The organism is Gammaproteobacteria bacterium (assembly GCA_029862005.1).
Classification (GTDB): Bacteria; Pseudomonadota; Gammaproteobacteria.
In genome coordinates, this window is sequence record JAOTYD010000002.1 from 31585 (window position 1) to 51040 (window position 19456).

Consider the following 19456-nt stretch of genomic DNA (forward strand, 5'->3'; position numbering starts at 1 on the left):
ATGGATCTATATCAACTGATTATCAACCAGGCCGCTAATGCGCTCGACGAAGACGTCGGTAGCGGTGACATCAGTGCCGAGTTGATCGACGCAGAGACCTGTCTCGATACCGAACTGCTGGTGCGCGAAGACGCAATACTCTGTGGTTGCCAGTGGTTCGACGAAGTGTTTCGACAATGCGATGAGAGGATCAATATCCAGTGGCATGCGCAAGACGGTGATCGTTTGAACGCAAATACGGTTGTCTGTGAGGTTTCGGGGCCTGCGCGGGGTTTGCTTACCGCGGAACGCAGCGCACTGAATTTTTTACAGACACTTTCCGGGACTGCAACCCTGACTCGAAGCTACGTCGATAAAATTAAACATACCGATTGCAAAATTCTCGACACCCGCAAAACCATCCCACAACTACGCTTCGGCCAGAAATATGCCGTGGTATGCGGGGGCGGCAGTAATCATCGCATCGGCCTTTTCGATGCTTTCCTGATCAAGGAAAACCACCTCGCCGCCTCGGGTAGCATTGCAAAAACGGTCGCCCGCGCCAGGCAGATGCATCCAGAGAAGTTGCTCGAGGTTGAGATCGAAAACCTGGCACAATTGCAACAGGCGATCGACGCCGGGGTCGACCGCAGCCTGCTGGATAACTTCTCCATTGCCGAGACGAAGCAGGCGGTCGAACTCAATAAAGGTCGCATCGAACTCGAGGCATCGGGAAATATCGACCTGGAATCAGTCGTCGAGATCGCCACCACCGGGGTCAATTATGTATCAATCGGCTCATTGACCAAAAACCTGCGCGCCATCGACTTCTCCCTGCGCTATCGCTAGCCAGTCAACCCGTGGTCTGCAGGATTGCTTTTGCGAACGGCAAAGCGTAGGATTATCGATATGTTACCCAGACTTTCTAGCGAAAATTCCGGTATCCAAGAAACCTATAGCTGGCGTTGACAAAAACAATTTCGTATTCGACCGCCGTTTGTCTAAGGTCCGTGTCATACCTGCATTAACCGGAACCGATTGAGATAGCACCCTGATCTTTTTTTAATTCCTCTGCTATTATTTAGTGTTAACAGTAACCTAGAGTCGCCAGATAAACCTTGAACGCAGGAGTTTCGGTATAAACGGAAGTGGTATCCTGATCAACCTGATAGGTGGTGTAGCCCTCCTGCTTTGGGGTCTGCGCATGGTGCGAATCGGCATATCCGAAAGCTGGGGCAGCGAAATCCGCAGCGCCCTCGGGGCCAGCCTTAATAATCGTTTCAAAGCCTTTCTATCCGGTATTGGCGTGACCATGCTACTGCAAAGCAGCAGCGCTACCGCCTTGTTAACGTCATCATTCAGCGGCCAGGGACTCCTCACCACTGCAGCAGCCCTCGCAATCCTGCTCGGTGCCGATGTCGGCACTACGCTGGTTGCGCAAATTCTGACTTTCGATTTATCGGCCCTGTCGCCGATATTAATTGCGCTTGGCGTTGCCTTGTTCACCTATTCGCCGGGAGGGCGACTGCGCGATATCGGACGCCTGTTGCTCGGGGTCGGCATGATGTTGCTGGCGCTTAAACTGATCGTAGCGGCATCACTGCCGATGCGCGAATCCGTCATCATCCAGCAGATATTTATCGCCCTCGGTGAAGACCTGGTGCTGGCCGTGATCTTCGCCGCGATTATCGCCTGGGCATCGCATTCGAGCCTGGCAACGGTACTACTCGTGATCGCACTCACAAGCACTAATTCGCTGGATATCACGGTCGCCCTGAGCCTGGTGCTGGGCGCCAATATCGGCGGCGCGATACCGCCATTTATCGCCACGCTCGGTGCCAACCGTACGGCCAGACAACCACCGCTGGGCAATCTGCTGTTCAGAATTTGCGGCGTCGTGATTGTATTGCCTTTCATCGGCATGATCGCCACCCAACTCGGCTCGCTGGAATTTAGCGATGCTCGCCAGATTGCAAACTTTCACATGCTTTTCAATATTGCGCTGGCGATCGTTTTCCTGCCCCTGATCAATCCCATGGTTACACTCACCGCGCGCATGATCCCCGAGGACAAGGTGGAAACTGACGAGATGGAGCCCAGGGAGCTCGACCGGAGCGCCTTCGAAACGCCGCTGGTGGCCCTGGTCAACGCCGAGCGCGAGATATTGCGTATGGGAGAAGTGGTTGAGCGCATGTTTCGCAATACTTTTACGGCGCTCAAGACGAATGATCGCCTGCTGGCCAAGCGTACCCGCAAGATGGATCGATTAGTCAACCAGTATTACGATAATGTGAAACGTTACCTGACCGCGCTGGCGCGTGAGACACTCGGTGAAAAGGAAAGCCGTCGCTGTAATGAAATCCTGAGTTTTGCGACCAACCTGGAACATATCGGTGACATTATTTCAGGCGACCTGATTCGCAACATCCTGCGCAAGAAACTGGTTCCTGGCAACCAGATGTCGCCACAGGATCGCGAGGATGTTGATAGCCTCTACCAACCGGTGCTATCGGGATTTCAACTATCATTTAGCGTTTTCGCGTCGAGCGATATTGCGACGGCGCGAAAATTGCTTGCCGGGAAATACAAGTTCATCAAGCGTGAAAAAAAGGCGGTGATGAACCACCTGCAGAAGATTCGTGACGATGCCAGCTATGATTCGCAGCTGAGCGCCATGCAGCTCGACATACTGCGCGACCTCAGGCGCATCAACTCCTATCAGGCCGCGGTCGCCTACCCGATTCTGGAAGAGGCAGGCCATTTACGTAGCAGTCGCCTGCGTCGCAGCAAATCAAGCGATATCGCTCTACCCCGTGTCGACAGGCCGCTGAAACCTTCAACCAGCGGCTAGGCGCTGATTGCCCTGATTACACCGCGAATTATTCTGCTGATAGAAATTGAGACCCAATTGATGAAAACCATTCTCAGAAATTGCTTTTTACTGCTCCTCATGCTGGCATCGATGAATAGTTATGCAGCCGACGAAAAAGAACGTGACGCAGACCAGGCTGCGGGGAAATGGCTCGCGCTGGTCGATGGCCAGCAGTACCTTGAATCCTGGAACCAAGCCGCGACATTGTTTAAACAGCAGGTCGGTGCTGATCACTGGCTGCAGGCTATCGGCGCCGCGCGCAAGCCCCTCGGTAGCATGATCAGTCGCAAGCTGGTATCGGCAACCTACGCCACCAGCCTGCCGGGTGCTCCGGACGGTGAATACGTGGTCCTCCAGTATCAAACCACGTTTAAATTTAAAGAAAGCGCGATCGAAACCGTTACCCCGATGCTTGACGGAAACCACTGGCGCGTTTCAGGTTACTACGTCCGCTAACGCCGGCACCGATCCTCATAGCATTCGATAGTGAAACCAGGATGTTTACGGCGAAAGGGGTTAGCTTTACTACGAACGGGCGGTTCTTTTTTTAAACGTTCAACGCTTGCAGGCGTTCGAGCGTGCCGATATCGGACCAGACTCCGGTAAAAAGTTCTCCTGTGATCTGTTGCTGCTTCGCCGCCGCATGCAATAGCGGTGCGAGCGCCTGCCTACCCGGCACCAGCCCGTCAAAGAAGCTGCGGTGATACTGAGAAATTCCGCTGAACGTGTAACGCGTCGGGCTGTCATTACCGACCATTGATTCGACCAGGCTGAAATCCCCGTCAGGATTATGTTGCGGATTCTCGACCAGCACCAGGTGCGCCTTGCTGTCTGTTCGTTTCAGTCTGGCAAAATCATAGTCGGTATAAATGTCCGCGTTGACGACGATAAAACGCTCGCCCAGTAACGGCAATGCCTGCAGTATTCCGCCTGCAGTCTCGAGGGCTCCCGACTCGTCACTGTACTCGATCGCAAGATTGAAATCTGAACCGGTACCGAGATGATCGCGAACCTGGTTTCCCAGCCAGCTGAGATTGATAACAATTTCCTCGAATCCCGCCCTCGACAGGGCTTCGAGATGGTGCTCGATAAGCGGCCTGCCCCGCACCTCGAGCAGGGGCTTCGGAACGGTATCCGTCAGCGGGCGTAAACGTTCACCTCGTCCGGCGGCCAGGATCATTACTTTCATGGATTTTTCACCGCGTCATCTGCGCTGCGATCCGCTGACTCAGGTTGAGCTGCTCGATGATTGAGAATAAGCCCGCCATCGAATTTTCCCCGGCACTGACCTGCTTCACGTATTCGAGCGTGCGCGGAATATCTTCGAGGTAGCGGGACTTTCCGTCCCGGATATTGAGACGCGAGAATATCCCGATCGCCTTCAGATGGCGCTGCAGTCCCATCAGGTTAAACCAGCGCCTGAATTGTGCTGCCTCGACATCAACCAGCGCATTGGCACGTGCAAGCTCGTAGTAATCCAGTGCCAGTTGATCGACACGCTGCGGGGGCCAGGCGATATAGCAATCTCGCAGCAGTGAAACCAGGTCATAGGTAACCGGTCCTTTCACCGCGTCCTGGAAATCCAGGATCCCGGGATTTTGCGTGTCGACTTTCATCAGGTTACGTGAATGGTAGTCCCGGTGCACGAACACCTGCGGCTGGGCCAGGGCATTTTCTATCAGGGTCTGCTTGACCGAATGCCAGTTCGCCTGTTGCTGCTGGTCGAGAGAAATACCCTGCAGCTTCTGCAGAAACCAGTCGTGAAAAAGATCCATCTCCTGGTTTAACAGCGCTTCATCATAGGGCGGCAAATCATCGGCGCTAATCGAGGTTTGCATCACCAGCAAGGCCGCGAGCGCTTCCGTGTAAAGCGATCTCTGGGTTTCCGGGTTTAGTTGCGAGAGGTAGTCATCGCGACCGAAATCGGTCAGCAACAGGAACCCCGCATCGAGATTGCAGGCAATAATCTCGGGCGCGTTCAATCCGGCAGCGCGTAGTTTTTTTGCCACCGTAATAAACGGCTCGCAGGATTCCTTCTGCGGTGGCGCATCCATAACAATGAGCGTCCCATCGCCTGCCTTCAGCCTGAGATAAGAACGAAAACTGGCATCCTCCGAAGCCCGGTCCAGGCTGTAATCCCGATAGCCGAGTTTATCCAGCCATTGTTTTAAATGTTTCGATCTGTCGCTCATTTGACGGTTGCGGCTGCGATTCTGTTAAAAGGCCGGTATTATCTGGTTTTTAATTACCCGAACGCAATAGAACTGATGAGTACAATCGAAAACCTGCTGCAGGTAATGAGGGATCTGCGTCACCCTGATAATGGCTGTCCCTGGGATATTCGTCAGACCAGCGCCTCCATCGCTGGCTACACGCTCGACGAAACCCATGAATTACTTGACGCAATCGAGCGCGACGACACCCAGAACCTGAAGGAGGAATTGGGTGATCTGCTGTTCAATATTGTATTTCATGCACGTATCGCTGAAGAAAAGGGTCAGTTCACGTTCGATGATGTCGCCCAGGGGATCACCGACAAAATGCTGCGCCGTCATCCGCACGTCTTCGGTGAAACCCGTGACCAGATACTCAGTGAAGAAACCCTGTCTCAACAGTGGCAGGCGCTCAAGCAACAGGAAAAATCGGCGCAGGCGCAGGCAAAGACGGAACTGGGTAGTGACCCGGGCACGAACTCGGCCATTTACCGTGCCCGCCAGATACAGAATGATGCCGCCGGTTTCGGCTTCGACTGGCCCGACATAAATTCCGTTTTCGATAAACTCGAAGAGGAGCTGGCGGAGTTGAGGCATGCTTTCAACTCTGGCGACCGTGATGCCATCAGTGACGAGATTGGAGACCTGATGTTCGTTTGCGTAAATCTTGCCCGCCATGCCAGGGTCAACGCTGAGATGTCGCTGCGCAACACAAACCGAAAATTCCTGCGCCGCTTTGCCTACGTACAACAGCAAATGGCGAATGCCGGTATTGAAATGGACCAGCAACAACTCGAACGCATGGAGCAGTTCTGGCAGGAATCCAAGAACAGTGTCGGATGAAAGGTAAAATATGACGCGGAACAGGCTGAAAACCGAGCAGCGAATCCTTGATGCCGTGGGTTCGATTTTACTCGAGCAGGGTTATCCAGCGGTTGGCGTAAACGCTATTGCGCGCCGGGCAGGTTGCGACAAGGTATTGATTTATCGATATTTCGGCGGATTTGATGAATTACTGCTGGCGTTCGCAGAGACCACGACGCTGTGGTGGGAGATGGATGAAATCATCACCGAAACATCCGCCGAGTGCAGCGCCATCGCGCTACCCGATTTCCTGCAGCGCCTGTTGAATCGTTATGTCGCGGCACTGGAAGCGCGCCCGCTAACGCTTGAAATCATGGCCTGGGAAATGTCGGCGCAAAACAACCTGACCAATGCCCTGGCACGCATCCGCAGTGAGCGTGGTATGGAACTGGTAAAACGCGTGCGCGCATTCTACCATCAGCCGAATATCGACATCGGCGGTGCGCTCGGTGTTTTTGGCGCTGCCATCAATTACCTGATCATTCGTACCCGCAACCAGTCGCAGCAGTACAAAACCGAGGAATGGTGGCGCTTACAACAAACCATTGCCAAACTGCTGCAGGTTTATGGCGACTGATCGTCCAGACGTATTGCGCCTTGCCGATATCGAAATCGCCGAACTCTGCCTGCTACTGACCAGGTTCGGTTTGCAACTAAACCACTGCAAGGATGCTGAGCCCATTCCCTACAGCTACTGGGGGGAGGAAGAAGCCGGCCTCAAAGGTAACCTGCTATACGCCCGCAGCGACACGCCGATCCATTCGATTCTGCACGAAGCCTGCCACTATATCTGCCTCGACCCGGCCCGACGACCCGGACTCGATACCGACGCGGGCAGTGACGACGCCGAGGAAAGCGCGGTTTGCTACCTGCAAATCCTGCTGGCAGATGAGATCAGTGGGTTTGGGCGTGAACGCATGTTCATCGATATGGATACCTGGGGTTACAGTTTCCGTCTCGGTACAAGCAAGGCCTGGTTCGAACTGGATGCCGGAGACGCTTTGTGCTGGCTCGCGCGCCGCAACCTCGTCGAATTGAGGCAACTTCACCTGCCCCGACTGCAGCAGGCATGACGCCGTCTGAAAAGATGCTCTAAAAGGTGTCAATTCTCCCATTTAATCCCATTTTGCGACTAAAGATTTCGCCCCCGTGACCGATAAAGCTATACGGGTAGAGTCACAACTCTGCACTAGACCCTATTTACTCGATCACAGGTTAGCAAGCAGGAGCAACTGGGTGGACATCGCAACAATCGTTGGATTCATACTGGCCTACGTCATCATCGCAACCGCTATAAGCCTGGGCGGGCCGTTTGTCCTGTTCGTCAATGCCCCCTCGCTACTGATTGTTGTCGGCGGAACCTTCGCCGTGACCCTGATGCGTGTCACTATCGGCAATTTCCTCGGATCTTTCAAAATAGGCCTGAAAGGTTTCTTTTACAAACTCGATGCACCACAGAACCTGATCGACGAGTCGGTCGAGCTCGCCAACGTTGCACGCAAGGAAGGCATCCTCGCACTCGAAGGCCGCGAGATCGGCAATGACTTCCTGGAACGCGGTATCGGGCTCTGTATCGATGGACATGCCCCCGAGGTGGTAAAGGGACTGCTGGCCAAGGATATCAACATGTCGATCGAACGCCATACCGTGGGCGCTGATATGTTCAAAGCGATGGCCGTCTACGCACCGGCGATGGGCATGATCGGAACCCTGATCGGCCTGGTGCAAATGTTGGCTAATATGTCCGATCCCGCTGCCATCGGTCCTGCGATGGCGGTCGCACTGTTAACCACCCTTTACGGTGCAATTATCGCCAACGCGTTTGCCTCACCACTGTCAGAAAAACTGGTGCTGATCAGCGGCTATGAAAAACTCAACAAGGACCTGATCCTGGAGTCAATTAACGGCATCCAGGAAGGCACTAATCCACGGGTTCTGAAGCAATTGCTGAACGCATACCTCCCGGAAAGCAAACGCCAGGAAGAAGAATAGGAGCTACGCGATGAGCGAAGAATGCGATTGCCCTCCCTGCGAGGAAGGCCTACCTCCCTGGCTCGCAACCTTCGCCGACATGATGGCCCTGTTGATGTGTTTTTTCGTATTGTTACTGTCGTTTGCGGAAATGGATGTACTCAAGTACAAGCAGGTTGCCGGCGCGATGAAGCTGGCATTCGGCGTTCAACGCATCGTCAAGGCTACTGAAATTCCGAAAGGCACTAGCGTTATCGCCAAGCAATACAGCCCCGGCAAACCGACCGAGGTCACGCCACTCGAGATCATGCGCGAAAAGACCACCGACGACACCAAGACCAACCTCGACTATAGTGATTCAAAATCACGCAACGACGGCGCGATGGGCGAAGCCGAAGCCGAGGCGATCGCCCAGCAAAAAGCACAACGCGAAGCCCAGGCAGAAGCCGAAGAGCTGCAGGATGAGCTGGCCGAAGCAATCGGTGATGGACTGCTCGAAATTGAAGCCTTTAACGACCGGGTACTGATACGAATTCGTGAGCGCGGTTCCTTCGGCTCCGGGTACGCAGAACTCCAGCAAGGATTCCTGCCCATACTCAAATTGATTGCCAACGTCCTCAATCAACGCGATGGACACTTTGTCATCGCCGGGCATACCGATGACATCCCGATCGAGACGCAGAGGTTTCGCTCCAACTGGGACCTGTCAGCGGCGCGCGCGGCGAGCGTGGTGCATTATTTCATTCAGGAAGGTGACGTTGATCCCGAGCGCATGGAAATCCGGGCACTCGCCGACAATGAACCCATCGTGCCCAACGACAGCTGGGAAAATCGCGCCAAGAACCGTCGTGTAGAAATTAGCGTACTGCATGGCAACCTGAGTGCGATTGCGGGAGACTCCCCTGCACTCAATGTCGATTATGTTCAACCACCCGATGGCTAGGCTCGACCATGACCAACGAAAGACGACGCTATTATCGGATTAACGACGAGGCCTCACTCGCGGTAGAGCAGATTGGCAACGCAGAAATCGACGCACGCCTCGAAGACTTCTGGGAAAACGAACACGCGTTTTCGATTCGCAATAACTTCAATTTTCAAATCGAACAGCATATCGCCGATCGCCACAAGATCGATAGCAAAATGCCGGAACTGGGACGTTATCTCGCGGTGCTGGAAAAACAGATCGAACGCCTTACCAACAAGCTCGTCGGTGACGACAACGACCACGCGATGGCACAGAAATCGGTAAACCTCAGTGCCCAGGGTATCGCCTATTGTGACGACCAGGTTCCGGAGCAGGATGCGCTGGTAGAACTGAAGTTAAAACTATTGCCCTCGGGCTTCAGGCTTGTCATCATTGCCCGTGTTGTAAAGATCGAAAAAGACCAGGGAGACGACCAGGGTAATAATCGGGTTTCACTGGATTTCGAACACCTGCACGAAGCCGATCGCGAAATCCTGATTAAGCATGTACACGGCAAGCAAATGGAATCACTGGGCAGCTCACAGGCGAGCTAGACGACAATGACCGAACAAGCAGCGCGCTCGTGGCTATCGGATCATCATGAATTTATACCGGCGCTCGAAGTCTTTCACCGCCAGGCGCTCGAAATCCTCGAAGACGACAGCAAAACCGTGCGGGATCTGGCCGATATTATCGTGCTCGATCCCGGCCTCAGCGTGTCGCTATACCACGAGGTCAACGGCAAGCTGCGAAATAGTGGTAAAAATCCGGTCGAATCGGTTCACGCGGCACTGAGTCTGCTCGGCGACAGTGCCATTGCCGACCTCGTAATGCAGCATAAGGTACTCAATGAAACGCACCCGGATGCCTTGCGGCGGCAGAGTTACCACCAGCTGATGAGCCGCACCCTTCATCTACTGGCCCAACTGGATCGCTTCATTGGCTTGCAGGGAATTAAGGCCGTCAACGAGATACGCAGCGCCGCCTTACTGCACAACATTGGTGAGTATTGTGCCTGCCTGTTTGATTACGAGCGTTACCAACAGTACCAGGCCAGGTTTCGAGAGCTGGGGATCGAGGCCAACAGTGCCAAACCGGTTTTCGGTTTCGATTTCCACGAACTCGGGCGCCAGTACGCGACAAAATCGTATCTACCTGAGCTGGTTACAGAGTCGCTCGACGAGAATATACCGTCCGGTCGCAAGGCACGCCTGATTCAGCTCGCTGCTGATGTTTCCCACCAGGCCGAGGTGGGCTGGTATCACTCGTCGATGAAAGCAACCGAGGAAGTCTGTGCAGCCTATTTAAACCAGTCACTCGACGGCTTCGACAAGCATTTACAGGCAGTCGCAATCGAGTGCGCGCGTAACAGCCCGTTTGATGACGTATTACCGGCCGCGGCGCGTCTGATCATGCTGCCCGATCTGGACACGACCGAGCAACCGGCACCTGACGTAGTTGAAGATCGAGAATCCGGGGGAGATGAATTCGAAGGCCGCGTTAGAGCCTTGCTAAAAACCTCGCAACCCACCCAGGCACAACTGCTGGATCTGCTGCTCAATCACTTACACGACGATTTACACCTCACGCGGGTAGTACTGATGCTGCTGTCGAAAGACAAAACCAGGCTCGGGACGCGCGTCGGCAGGGGAATAGACGAGCATTCCCCGATCCGAACACTGGTCATCGATATCAAGCGGGAGAGCGTGCTTAAAAAATTGCTTGGAAAACAGCAGTCCTTGTGGGTCGAGCCTGACAACTATGACAAGTACGAATCCGCACTGCCGACCCGGTTTAAGGCGAGCTTTCTGCACGAAAGCTTTTTCCTGATGTCGATGTTTGTCGCCAATAAGCCGGTTGGCATGATATTTGGCGATCGCGCCCAGGGCGTTACCCGGCTTGATAAAAAGACTTATGAGCAATTCAAGTCTGCCATCAAGCTGACCAGCCAGGCATTAACTTACCTGGTTAAACGACGGCGCGATTCCCGGGCTCGGTAAATTCTCGACCCGTCTCGACCAGCCAGTCGCGCAGACGCTGGGCCGCGTCGGACAGTGGACGAGTTTCATCCCAGGTAAGGTAAAAAGAACCCGGTGCCGGGATTTCCATTTCGCCGATGCGAACCAGCTTGCCGCTTCGAATCAGGGCCTCGACTTGCGAATGCCACCCCAGAACAATACCCTGGTTCTCCTCGGCAGCCTGTAGCGCGACGACATAATTGTTGAAACGCCGAAAATTTGCCTGTGAAATATCACAGTTCCACTGCACCATCCAGGCGCCCCATCCAGTCCATGCCGGGTCGACATTGTCCAGTTGAAGCAACGGGAACTGCAGTAAATCCGGTGGCCGTAAAAGCTCGTGATGTTCGGCAAAACCACGCCCACAAACCGGGTAGATCCGGTCGTCAAACAATTTCAGCGCCCGTTCACCACGCCATCGACCATCGCCGTAGCGAATTCGGATGTCGGCGTTGACAAACCCACTGTCACCCGGGTTATCCGATATGGCATGGTTCAAATTGATATCACGGTACTGCTGCCAGAAGCCACCAAGACGCGGCATCAACCACAGCGAGGCAAAAGCAGTCGTGGCGGCAATAGTGACATCCAGGCTCTTTGCCCGGTTTCTGAATTCCTGGCAAAGCCTGCCGATTTGTTGAAAGCTCGAACTCAGCACCTGGAACAGGTCGATTCCCTCGGCGGTGAGTTCGACACCGCGGTGCAGCCGCAGAAATAGCGCACAATCCAGCTCGGTTTCGAGTGCCTTTACCTGGCGGCTTACCGCACCCAGCGTGACACCGAGTTCGGCAGCCGCAGCGGTAAAACTGCCATTCCGGGCACAGGCATCAAAAGTGTTGAGCCCGGTGAGACTGGGTAGTTGATAATATCGACGCGCCATGGAACAGAGACAGTTTACTTAAAGTAAAGTCAAATTGAAGTTTTTTAATATTGCCAAAACGGTCTAATCGGCGCAATGTTTACTTTTGGAAGTGCCCGTTCTTGTACCGGGCTTGATATTGAGGATAATACCCATGAACCAGACTACGGCACCGACCATCACTCTTGACGCGATCCTGCAGCCAATCGAAAAGGCAAACGGACTGCCCAACCAGGCTTATACCAGCAATGAATTCCTGGCCCATGAACGCGATCATGTGCTCGGCAAAAGCTGGGCGGGTCTCTGGTTTGCGAGTGACCTGCCGAAGAAGGGCTATGTCAAACCGGTCGACTTCATGGGTCTGCCACTGGTCATCCTGCGCAATAAGCAGGATGAGATCAAGGTATTCCATAATGTCTGCAGCCACCGCGGTATGATCCTCGTGCACGATGAAATGGAAGTCCAGGGCGCGTTGCGTTGCAAGTACCACTCCTGGTCCTACAATCTTGATGGAGAACTCAAGGGCACCCCCCACCTGGGTGGAATCGGACAACAAAAATCAGACGGCTTCAAACATTGCGACCATGGATTAAAACCGGTGCGCTCGACCGTGTGGATGGACGTGGTTTTTATCAATCTTTCCGGTGACGCGCCCGACTTCGAGGATTATATCAAACCGCTAACCGCCAAATGGGATACCTTTCTGGGTTCTACCGGTCTGGATCGATTAAGAACCGCGGCCAACGGCAAGGGTATGAAAATCGAGGTGAACTCGAACTGGAAGCTGGCGGTAGAAAATTATTGCGAAAGCTACCACCTGCCGTGGATTCACCCCGGCTTGAACACCTATTCCCGCCTCGAGGACCACTATCACATCATGTATGGCGGTGACTTTGGCGGACAAGGCAGTAATGCCTACCGCCTGTACGACCAGGCCGGCACCGCGTTGCCGCGCTTTCCCGAGTGGCCGCAGGAAAAACTCGAACAGGCCGAGTATGTTTCGTTTTACCCAAACGTTCTGCTCGGGATACAGGCCGACCATGCATTCGCGATGATTATCGAACCCCGGGCCTGCGACAGGTCCGTAGAGCACCTGCGCCTTTACTACGTTGGCGACGAGGCGCTTTCCGACGAACACGCGGCAAGCCGCAACGCCACCCTCGAATCATGGCGGGTTGTATTCAGTGAAGATATCGACGCGGTCGAGGGGATGCAGCGCGGTCGCCGGTCACCGGGCTACAATGGCGGCGTATTTTCGCCAGCGATGGATAAACCGACCCATCACTTTCACCAGTGGGTCGCACGCAAGTTAAAGGCGGCCCAGGCTTCAGGGAGCAAGATCGCGGAATAGCGCGCCACGCGTAATCGGCCAGATACCGCGGCTTGCTGCACGGCCCGCCTCGAATAATACGTAACTCTGACCGCCGTAATGGGGTAGCGGTCGCAGCAACGATTCCAGCTCGTCGGCACTGGTGGCTGAGACCACAAGTACCGGCGCTCCGTCAGCACGGCGCGTGGTCCAGACCTCTGCCGAATAGGCTCCCCGCGGTAAGCCGGGTGGTCGCTCCAGTCGCAGCAGTTTCAGCTGCTCCGACAGCCTGTCGTCGGTGGTAACCAGCAACAGCGGGTGACCTGGCTGTTGCGCCGCAGCCAGGTTCTCAAAAACTGGCCGGGTATCCATAAGCCTTGACGCCAGGCGCTTCGCCGTCTGCAAAAAAACGTCATCCACAGACGCAATCAGCGTGCGGCTTGTCGCGTTCAGCGTGACATCGCGCAGAATAGGGGGTGCCTCGTTCTGATGCAGGCGCCGAAAGATATCGCTGCCAGGGTCGGCCTGTAGGTAGAGCGGTTTTGCCGGCGTGACGAACTCGACGCGTGTCAAGGTTTCACTAACGGTTATTTCGTGTTGCTGGTTACCGTCGACCGTTGCCAGCACCAGCGGTAACTTGAAACGGTAGCCGGTAACCGGCTGTAATATTTCTATGCGAGTACGATATCCTGCGTCATCCTGGGTTACGCTATGTGCACCTAAACTCAGTCGTGGCGCGCCAGCGCGCAGCAGCCATTGCCCAAAAAACCAGCCGAGATCCCGATTTGACGCGCGTTCGAAGGCCGCCTGCAGATCCCGCCACGCGGCCGTTGTATGTTTGTGCTTTTCCCAGAATCCACGCAAACCCTGATCAAAAGCAACCGCACCGATTTCCAGTTTCAACATGTGAAAAATAAAGGCGACCTTGTTATATCCGATCACCTGTGAAGCCTGGTGCTGTTTCGAGGTGAAAGCCGTAACCGGCCGGTCACGCTCGGCGGGAAGCGCAGCGTAATCACGTAACCATTTGATACGCATGCTCTGTGCCGCTTCGGCGCCCTGATCGACGGCAAGCGCGTAATCGGCCAGGTAAGTGGTCAATCCTTCAGCCCAGTTGCCGCTTTCATAATCGACCGCGACCCCGCTCCCCCACCAGTTGTGTAATACCTCGTGCGCCAATGAGCGCGTGCGCATGAACGGCAGTGGGATCACCTGTCGACCGACATAAGTCAGGCTGGGAAAACCCAGCCCCACCGGTATCGGTGCCGAGATAATATGAAAGTCGTGGTAAGGATAATCGCCGATGGTTTGCTGGTAACGCTGAATATATCCATCGGCCGCATTCAGGTAGCTGTCGGCCAGCGGGGTTAACTCCTCGTGAAAGTAGGTACGTAAGCGTAACCCGAGACCGCGTTTCTCCTGTACCTGGTATGGCCCCGCAAACAGCGACGGCGGCTCACCCGCGGCAATCGAAGCAAACTCGGCTTCATATCCATCGTCGGTATTTTGATCGCTTATGAGCTTTCCGGTCGCAACCGCCCGTTGCCCGGACGGTACTGTTATCGTCAGCCGATATTTTATGCGTCCGGTCTCGTCCCACGGAATCCAGGCATCGTATCCCGGCAGGAAAAAACCATCGCTGCCACCGCTGCTGAAAACACCGGGTGCAGATTGCTGCTGCGACCCCCGCACCGGCACGGCGCCGCGCAGCGTAAACCTGAGTTCGTGCTGAACGCCAGCTGGAAGCTGCACCAGGTACTCTTGCCCCTGCCTTAGGACGGTAATTTTCCGCCCATCGAGCAGCAGGTTTTCAATGCTGAGCCACGGCGCAAGTCGAAACCGGAAGTTGTCCCTGCCACTCACCAGTAGCCTGTCTTTAATCAGGATTTCTGCCGTATCCGTCTCAAGTAAGACGTCGATCGAGTGCTCGGTCAGCGGGCTCGAGAATTGTGCCATCGCATGGCTACTCGAATAACAGAGTAAGACCGCGAGTATGCGAAAACCGAGTTTATTCAAAACTTTGCGGGAACCTGGCCTGCAATGCGATCGTTTTGTCGCCGCGAAGTAGCGTTAACGGCAGCCAGGTTCCCGGCGCCTGGCGCTGGATGATCTCGATCAGTTCTGCGTTGGTGGCCGTTTTAAAGCCGGCCGCTGACTGTATGACATCACCTTCAAGAATGCCGCTTTTCGCAGCAACACTATCTGCGACCACCTGCATTACCCGCACCCCGTTATCGCCGCTTTCGATCATGACCCCCAGGCGCGGCCCTTGCGGAACAGGTCCATCGGTTTCCGTTGCAACCACGAACACCGCGTGCGCCAGGTCCGCCGGCAGAGAATCGCAGCCATCGCTGGAATCAATCGGCAGCAGCACGTCCACATCGTCGATGCCCATGTCGGCAAGCTGGTGCGGAATGCCATACCCGTATTCGAGATGACCTCTGCCGACGATTCCGACCACGAGCGCTGCGGGATCGCGGCGATGCGCCGCCGCCAGCTCTTCGGCCATGGCCCGATCCCAGGTCAGCTGCGCATCGACGAAATTCGAAAACGCATCACTTTGCAGCACCTCTTCCAGATCCGGTTCAATTGCCTTGTCCTGGCCTACCTCGTTGCCCAGGCTCTGCTTGTAGGCATACAGCTGTGCCAGCAATTCGCGGTATTCATTGCTGGCCGGCGCGGGATCCGACAGGCCTGAACGCTCTGCCTCGGGCAGCCCCTGCCAGCCTTTTTCACCCACACGGGATACCAGTTCCCGATCGATATTCAGGGCGATTGTCGGCAAGCGATTGAGACGTGCGAAATGCAGTAAGGGCAAGTATAAACCGGCATCGTAGCCCCAGATTTTTTGCCAGTCGGACTGCTCAAGAAATTCCTTTTCGCTCAACTTGCCCGCACTCCAGGCATCCAGTGCCGCTTGCTTGCTGCGTGGCAGCATTTCAAAGCCAAGCACCATGTTGCTGTTACGTGAATGCAATGCCGAGAGCGTGTATTGCTGCCAGCGATGGTGTTCCCGGGTCGTATGGGACTCGCCTAACAGGACAATGCGGGATTTTTCGAGACGTTTGAACACCACATCACTTGCCAGGGTTTCTCCGCTGGCGGGATCGAGCCACTGTGCGATGAGATGATCGCAGCTGTCGCTGGCCTCCACGGCCCACACCTGGCTGAAAGGGGACAACAGCAGACAGCCAGTAACAACACAAATCCTGGCAAAGATATTCATCCGGTTACCACTCCCGGGATTTCGTTAACGAATTGTCCGGTGAATACGGATATATGCTGCACACAGATCAGCAGGCTAGTTTGGGACATACCTGAGCGAATTAGGGTTTGACCAGCGCCAGGCTAATGCGCTTGTTTTGCCTGCCCTTGTTCTTAAGGCCGGTGACAAGAAGCTCGCCAATCTCGGCGGTATTGCGTACATGAGTCCCCCCACACGGCTGGTAATCGGTATTTTCGATCGTAATGGTCCGCACCGTTCCGTGTCCGCGCGGTGGTTGTACCGACATGGTACGGACCAGCTCGGGCTTTTGATCAAGCTCCGCATCGGTTATTGCGCCCACGCTAACCGGTATCGCCTTGTCGACCAAAGCATTCAAGTCCGCGGTCAGCTGCTCCTTGTCAACCACCTGCCCTTGCAGATCAAAATCGAGTCTGCTTTCGGTTTCGCCAACCGCACCGCCCGTGGCCTGGGCACTGATCAGTGAACACACCAGGTGCATGCTGGTATGCATGCGCATCAGGCGATGTCGGCGCTCCCAGTCGATTTCCATATCGACCTTGTCTCCGGCACGAATCGCGCCTGTATCCTCGTCTTCGAGGATATGAACAATATTATGCCGATCATCGGCATAGCGCGTATCGACAACCCGGTATTCGCGCCGGTTAATCGTCAGGCACCCGGTGTCACCTGGCTGGCCGCCGCCGAGCGGATAAAATATCGTCGCCGCGAGAATCACGCCATGGTCGAGAACCTCGACTACCTCGCTGCTGAGTGTTTTCTGGTAGCTGTCTTGATAAAATACTTTTTCCGTCATCGTTTTGGCCCTGCCTGCTCTGCGGTGATTCTTACCTACCCGCAACCACGAAGCAAGTCGATAAACTGTGAATTCTGTCCCCCAGCCCAGCCGCAAGATTATTCATATAGACGCCGACTGTTTTTATGCCGCGGTCGAAGTGCGCGACAATCCGGGACTCAAGGGTAAACCGATCGCGGTTGGCGGCAGCGCGACCCGGCGCGGCGTAATCGCTACTGCGAGCTACGAGGCGCGCAAGTTCGGGGTGCGTTCCGCCATGGCGAGCGCGACTGCAGTCAAGCGCTGTCCACAGTTGATCCTGGTTCCCGGGCGTATGTCCGTATACCGGGAAGCATCTCGCCAGATGCATGAAATATTCAGCGAGTACACCAATTTAGTCGAACCGTTATCGCTCGACGAGGCTTTTCTCGATGTCTCCGACTGCAAGCACTGTCGCGGCAGCGCTACGCTGATTGCACAGGAAATCCGCGAGCGGATCGCGGACAAGATCGGTATCACTGTATCCGCCGGGATCGCGCCGAACAAATTCATCGCCAAGGTTGCCAGCGACATGAATAAACCCAATGGACAGTATGTCGTAACCCCGCAACAGGTCGACGATTTTCTACAACGGCTTCCGGTCGATCGAATCTGGGGTGTCGGCAAGGTTACCGCCCAGCGCCTGGAGCAAAAGGGTGTCAAAACCTGTGGTGACGTGCGTGCCTACGATATTTTCCAGTTCGTGCAGGAATTCGGCCAGTTTGGCGAGCATATTCACAAGCTCGCACATGGTATCGATAACCGCGCCGTGGTTTCCGAGTGGCGACGAAAATCGGTCAGTGTCGAGCACACCTACGATCAAGACCTGCCTGACCTCGAAAGTTGCCTGCAAAAAATTCCCGCCCTGATCGATTCATTGCAGACCAGGCTGCAGAGGCTCGATGACGATTACCGCATTCACAACTGCTTCGTCAAAATGAAGTTTTTCGATTTCAATCAAACCACGGTCGAACGGCAGTTGACCGCGCCCAACTATGGCGACTACGCAATGCTGTGCGAGGAAGCCTGGCTGCGCGCTAAAGTGCCGGTGCGCCTGCTGGGTCTCGGCGTGCGCCTGCTCGACCTGACTGATAGCGGAGGCCAGATGGACCTGTTTGACGGGTGAGATCGCCACCGACAGCGCCAACTTGGTAAAAAAATTAATTATTTACTCTTGTTTTTATTTATCAGATAGTTATGATCGCCATTTAAGGTAAGTTAGGAATAAACACAGCTAACTTATTGTAGATAAGGCTAGGACACATGAGCAATAAAACACAGGCTCCTCCATTCGAATCACTGATTTCGTCACCCTGGGCCAGATCGCCGGAGAATTCGTACTACGGCGATCCTCGATTCGTCAACAAAGAACAGCATGGTCTGGAAGATATCGAACGCGACAATGTGGATGAAAACGGCATCGAGCGAGTCGTGATTCTCGGCTATAACTAGCAACCATCGATTACGGTCGTTGAGACCGTTCCCTCCTGAGCCAGTTCAGAGTCGGGCAAGCGGTAGATTTTTCATCAGACAGCGCCATTCCGAACACCTGGCGCAAACTACTGATGAATAACGAAATCCTGTTGATTCTGATTGCGTTCGGCACTTCGACGCTGACCGCGATCACGGGAATCGGCGGGGGCATGATGTTGATCGCAATCATGCCGGGCTTCATACCGGCAGCAGCGATCGTACCGGTTCACGGTATCGTACAGCTATTTTCCAACTCGAGCCGGGCCCTGTTTGGCCTGCGTTTTCTGCACTGGGAGTTCGTGCTGGCATTTATTTCGGGCTCGGTTGTCGGTGGCCTTTTCGCTGCGGGCATTACCCGTGAAATCAATCTCGAATATACGCCACTGATTATCGCGGCCTATATCCTGTTCACGATCTGGGGACCCAAACTGGAATTCAAAAAACCGCTCAAGGGGGAATTCGTGTTGATCGGTGCAGTTCAGACCGGGCTAAGCGTGATGGTTGGCGCAACCGGCCCGATGGGCCAGGCGGCGCTATTACGCAAGGGCCTGCAACGCGATGCACTCGTGGTCACTGCCGCGTTGATGATGACTTTCACCCACCTGATAAAAGTCGTGCTGTTTGCCCTGCTCGGTTTTTCCTTTATCAGCTACTGGCAAATCATTATCGGCATGTCGGCCGCCGTAATCCTTGGCGCCCTCCTCGGCACACATATCCGCTATAAAATTCCGGAGGCCCTGTTTCGCAGAATACTCAAGTGGGCGTTGACGGTGTTGGCACTGCGCATGATTTACCTCACGCTTGCCTGACAATGCCACCCCTGGCCTGGCCTTTGGTGTGACCACGGGATATGCTGTTCCATAACTACGGTTG

The 19456-nt window shown here is 54.8% G+C and carries 20 protein-coding genes; 14 read left to right on the forward strand and 6 right to left on the reverse strand.

All coding sequences use genetic code 11. The annotated features are described in order from the left end of the window. The 3 genes from nadC (at window position 1) to OES20_01815 (ending at window position 3307) form a co-directional block, all read left to right on the forward strand. The gene (gene nadC, locus OES20_01805) at window positions 1-828 is read left to right on the forward strand and encodes a carboxylating nicotinate-nucleotide diphosphorylase (protein ID MDH3633415.1); all 828 of its coding nucleotides are present in this window, start codon (window positions 1-3) and stop codon (window positions 826-828) included. 316 nt (window positions 829-1144) lie between these two features. Beyond that, window positions 1145-2830, forward strand: a complete 1686-nt coding sequence (locus tag OES20_01810) for a Na/Pi cotransporter family protein (GenBank protein MDH3633416.1) — start codon at window positions 1145-1147, stop codon at window positions 2828-2830. A gap of 111 nt (window positions 2831-2941) precedes the next feature. Then, window positions 2942-3307, forward strand: coding sequence for a DUF4019 domain-containing protein (locus OES20_01815; GenBank protein ID MDH3633417.1), 366 nt, complete (start codon window positions 2942-2944; stop codon window positions 3305-3307). A 91-nt stretch (window positions 3308-3398) separates the two neighbouring features. On the opposite strand, the gene OES20_01820 is transcribed toward OES20_01815, so the two are convergent. Both OES20_01820 and OES20_01825 read right to left on the reverse strand, forming a co-directional pair. Then, window positions 3399-4040, reverse strand: coding sequence for a nucleotidyltransferase family protein (locus tag OES20_01820; protein MDH3633418.1), 642 nt, complete (start codon window positions 4038-4040; stop codon window positions 3399-3401). 7 nt (window positions 4041-4047) lie between these two features. Next, window positions 4048-5043, reverse strand: a complete 996-nt coding sequence (locus OES20_01825) for a phosphotransferase (protein MDH3633419.1) — start codon at window positions 5041-5043, stop codon at window positions 4048-4050. Window positions 5044-5118: 75 nt separating this feature from the next. On the opposite strand from OES20_01825, the gene mazG reads away from it, so the two are divergent. From mazG to OES20_01860, 7 genes are all read left to right on the forward strand, one after another. After that, window positions 5119-5907, forward strand: coding sequence for a nucleoside triphosphate pyrophosphohydrolase (gene mazG / locus OES20_01830; protein ID MDH3633420.1), 789 nt, complete (start codon window positions 5119-5121; stop codon window positions 5905-5907). Window positions 5908-5917: 10 nt separating this feature from the next. Further along, the gene (locus OES20_01835; protein ID MDH3633421.1) at window positions 5918-6505 is read left to right on the forward strand and encodes a TetR/AcrR family transcriptional regulator; all 588 of its coding nucleotides are present in this window, start codon (window positions 5918-5920) and stop codon (window positions 6503-6505) included. Then, complete coding sequence (locus OES20_01840; protein ID MDH3633422.1) at window positions 6495-7001, forward strand: hypothetical protein; 507 nt, start codon at window positions 6495-6497, stop codon at window positions 6999-7001. The genes OES20_01835 and OES20_01840 overlap by 11 nt, the downstream gene beginning before the upstream one ends. A gap of 163 nt (window positions 7002-7164) precedes the next feature. Beyond that, window positions 7165-7920 (forward strand): MotA/TolQ/ExbB proton channel family protein, encoded by a 756-nt coding sequence (locus OES20_01845; protein MDH3633423.1) that lies wholly within the window; start codon window positions 7165-7167, stop codon window positions 7918-7920. Window positions 7921-7930: 10 nt separating this feature from the next. Beyond that, window positions 7931-8842: a flagellar motor protein MotB gene (locus OES20_01850; protein ID MDH3633424.1), complete on the forward strand. Its 912-nt coding sequence runs from the start codon at window positions 7931-7933 to the stop codon at window positions 8840-8842. 8 nt (window positions 8843-8850) lie between these two features. After that, window positions 8851-9420, forward strand: coding sequence for a PilZ domain-containing protein (locus tag OES20_01855; protein MDH3633425.1), 570 nt, complete (start codon window positions 8851-8853; stop codon window positions 9418-9420). A 6-nt stretch (window positions 9421-9426) separates the two neighbouring features. After that, window positions 9427-10866: an HDOD domain-containing protein gene (locus OES20_01860; GenBank protein MDH3633426.1), complete on the forward strand. Its 1440-nt coding sequence runs from the start codon at window positions 9427-9429 to the stop codon at window positions 10864-10866. Here OES20_01860 and OES20_01865 read toward each other — a convergent pair. Continuing rightward, window positions 10835-11764, reverse strand: a complete 930-nt coding sequence (locus tag OES20_01865; GenBank protein ID MDH3633427.1) for a LysR substrate-binding domain-containing protein — start codon at window positions 11762-11764, stop codon at window positions 10835-10837. The genes OES20_01860 and OES20_01865 overlap by 32 nt on opposite strands. Window positions 11765-11897: 133 nt before the next feature. On the opposite strand from OES20_01865, the gene OES20_01870 reads away from it, so the two are divergent. After that, window positions 11898-13094: a Rieske 2Fe-2S domain-containing protein gene (locus OES20_01870; protein ID MDH3633428.1), complete on the forward strand. Its 1197-nt coding sequence runs from the start codon at window positions 11898-11900 to the stop codon at window positions 13092-13094. On the opposite strand, the gene OES20_01875 is transcribed toward OES20_01870, so the two are convergent. From OES20_01875 to OES20_01885, 3 genes are all read right to left on the reverse strand, one after another. Continuing rightward, on the reverse strand, window positions 13071-15008 hold the full coding sequence (locus OES20_01875; GenBank protein MDH3633429.1) for a M1 family aminopeptidase: 1938 nt from the start codon (window positions 15006-15008) through the stop codon (window positions 13071-13073). The genes OES20_01870 and OES20_01875 overlap by 24 nt on opposite strands. 52 nt (window positions 15009-15060) lie before the next feature. Then, complete coding sequence (locus OES20_01880; protein ID MDH3633430.1) at window positions 15061-16278, reverse strand: ChaN family lipoprotein; 1218 nt, start codon at window positions 16276-16278, stop codon at window positions 15061-15063. 100 nt (window positions 16279-16378) lie between these two features. Beyond that, entirely contained in the window at window positions 16379-17092 is a 714-nt protein-coding gene (locus OES20_01885; protein ID MDH3633431.1) for an alanyl-tRNA editing protein, read from the reverse strand. A 67-nt stretch (window positions 17093-17159) separates the two neighbouring features. Between OES20_01885 and dinB the strand changes: the two genes are divergently transcribed. The 3 genes from dinB (at window position 17160) to OES20_01900 (ending at window position 19392) form a co-directional block, all read left to right on the forward strand. Next, a complete protein-coding gene (gene dinB, locus OES20_01890) occupies window positions 17160-18236 on the forward strand; it encodes a DNA polymerase IV (protein MDH3633432.1) in 1077 nt (358 codons plus the stop codon). 137 nt (window positions 18237-18373) lie between these two features. Further along, the gene (locus tag OES20_01895; GenBank protein MDH3633433.1) at window positions 18374-18562 is read left to right on the forward strand and encodes a hypothetical protein; all 189 of its coding nucleotides are present in this window, start codon (window positions 18374-18376) and stop codon (window positions 18560-18562) included. A 113-nt stretch (window positions 18563-18675) separates the two neighbouring features. Then, window positions 18676-19392 (forward strand): sulfite exporter TauE/SafE family protein, encoded by a 717-nt coding sequence (locus OES20_01900; GenBank protein ID MDH3633434.1) that lies wholly within the window; start codon window positions 18676-18678, stop codon window positions 19390-19392. Window positions 19393-19456: the final 64 nt, after the last annotated feature.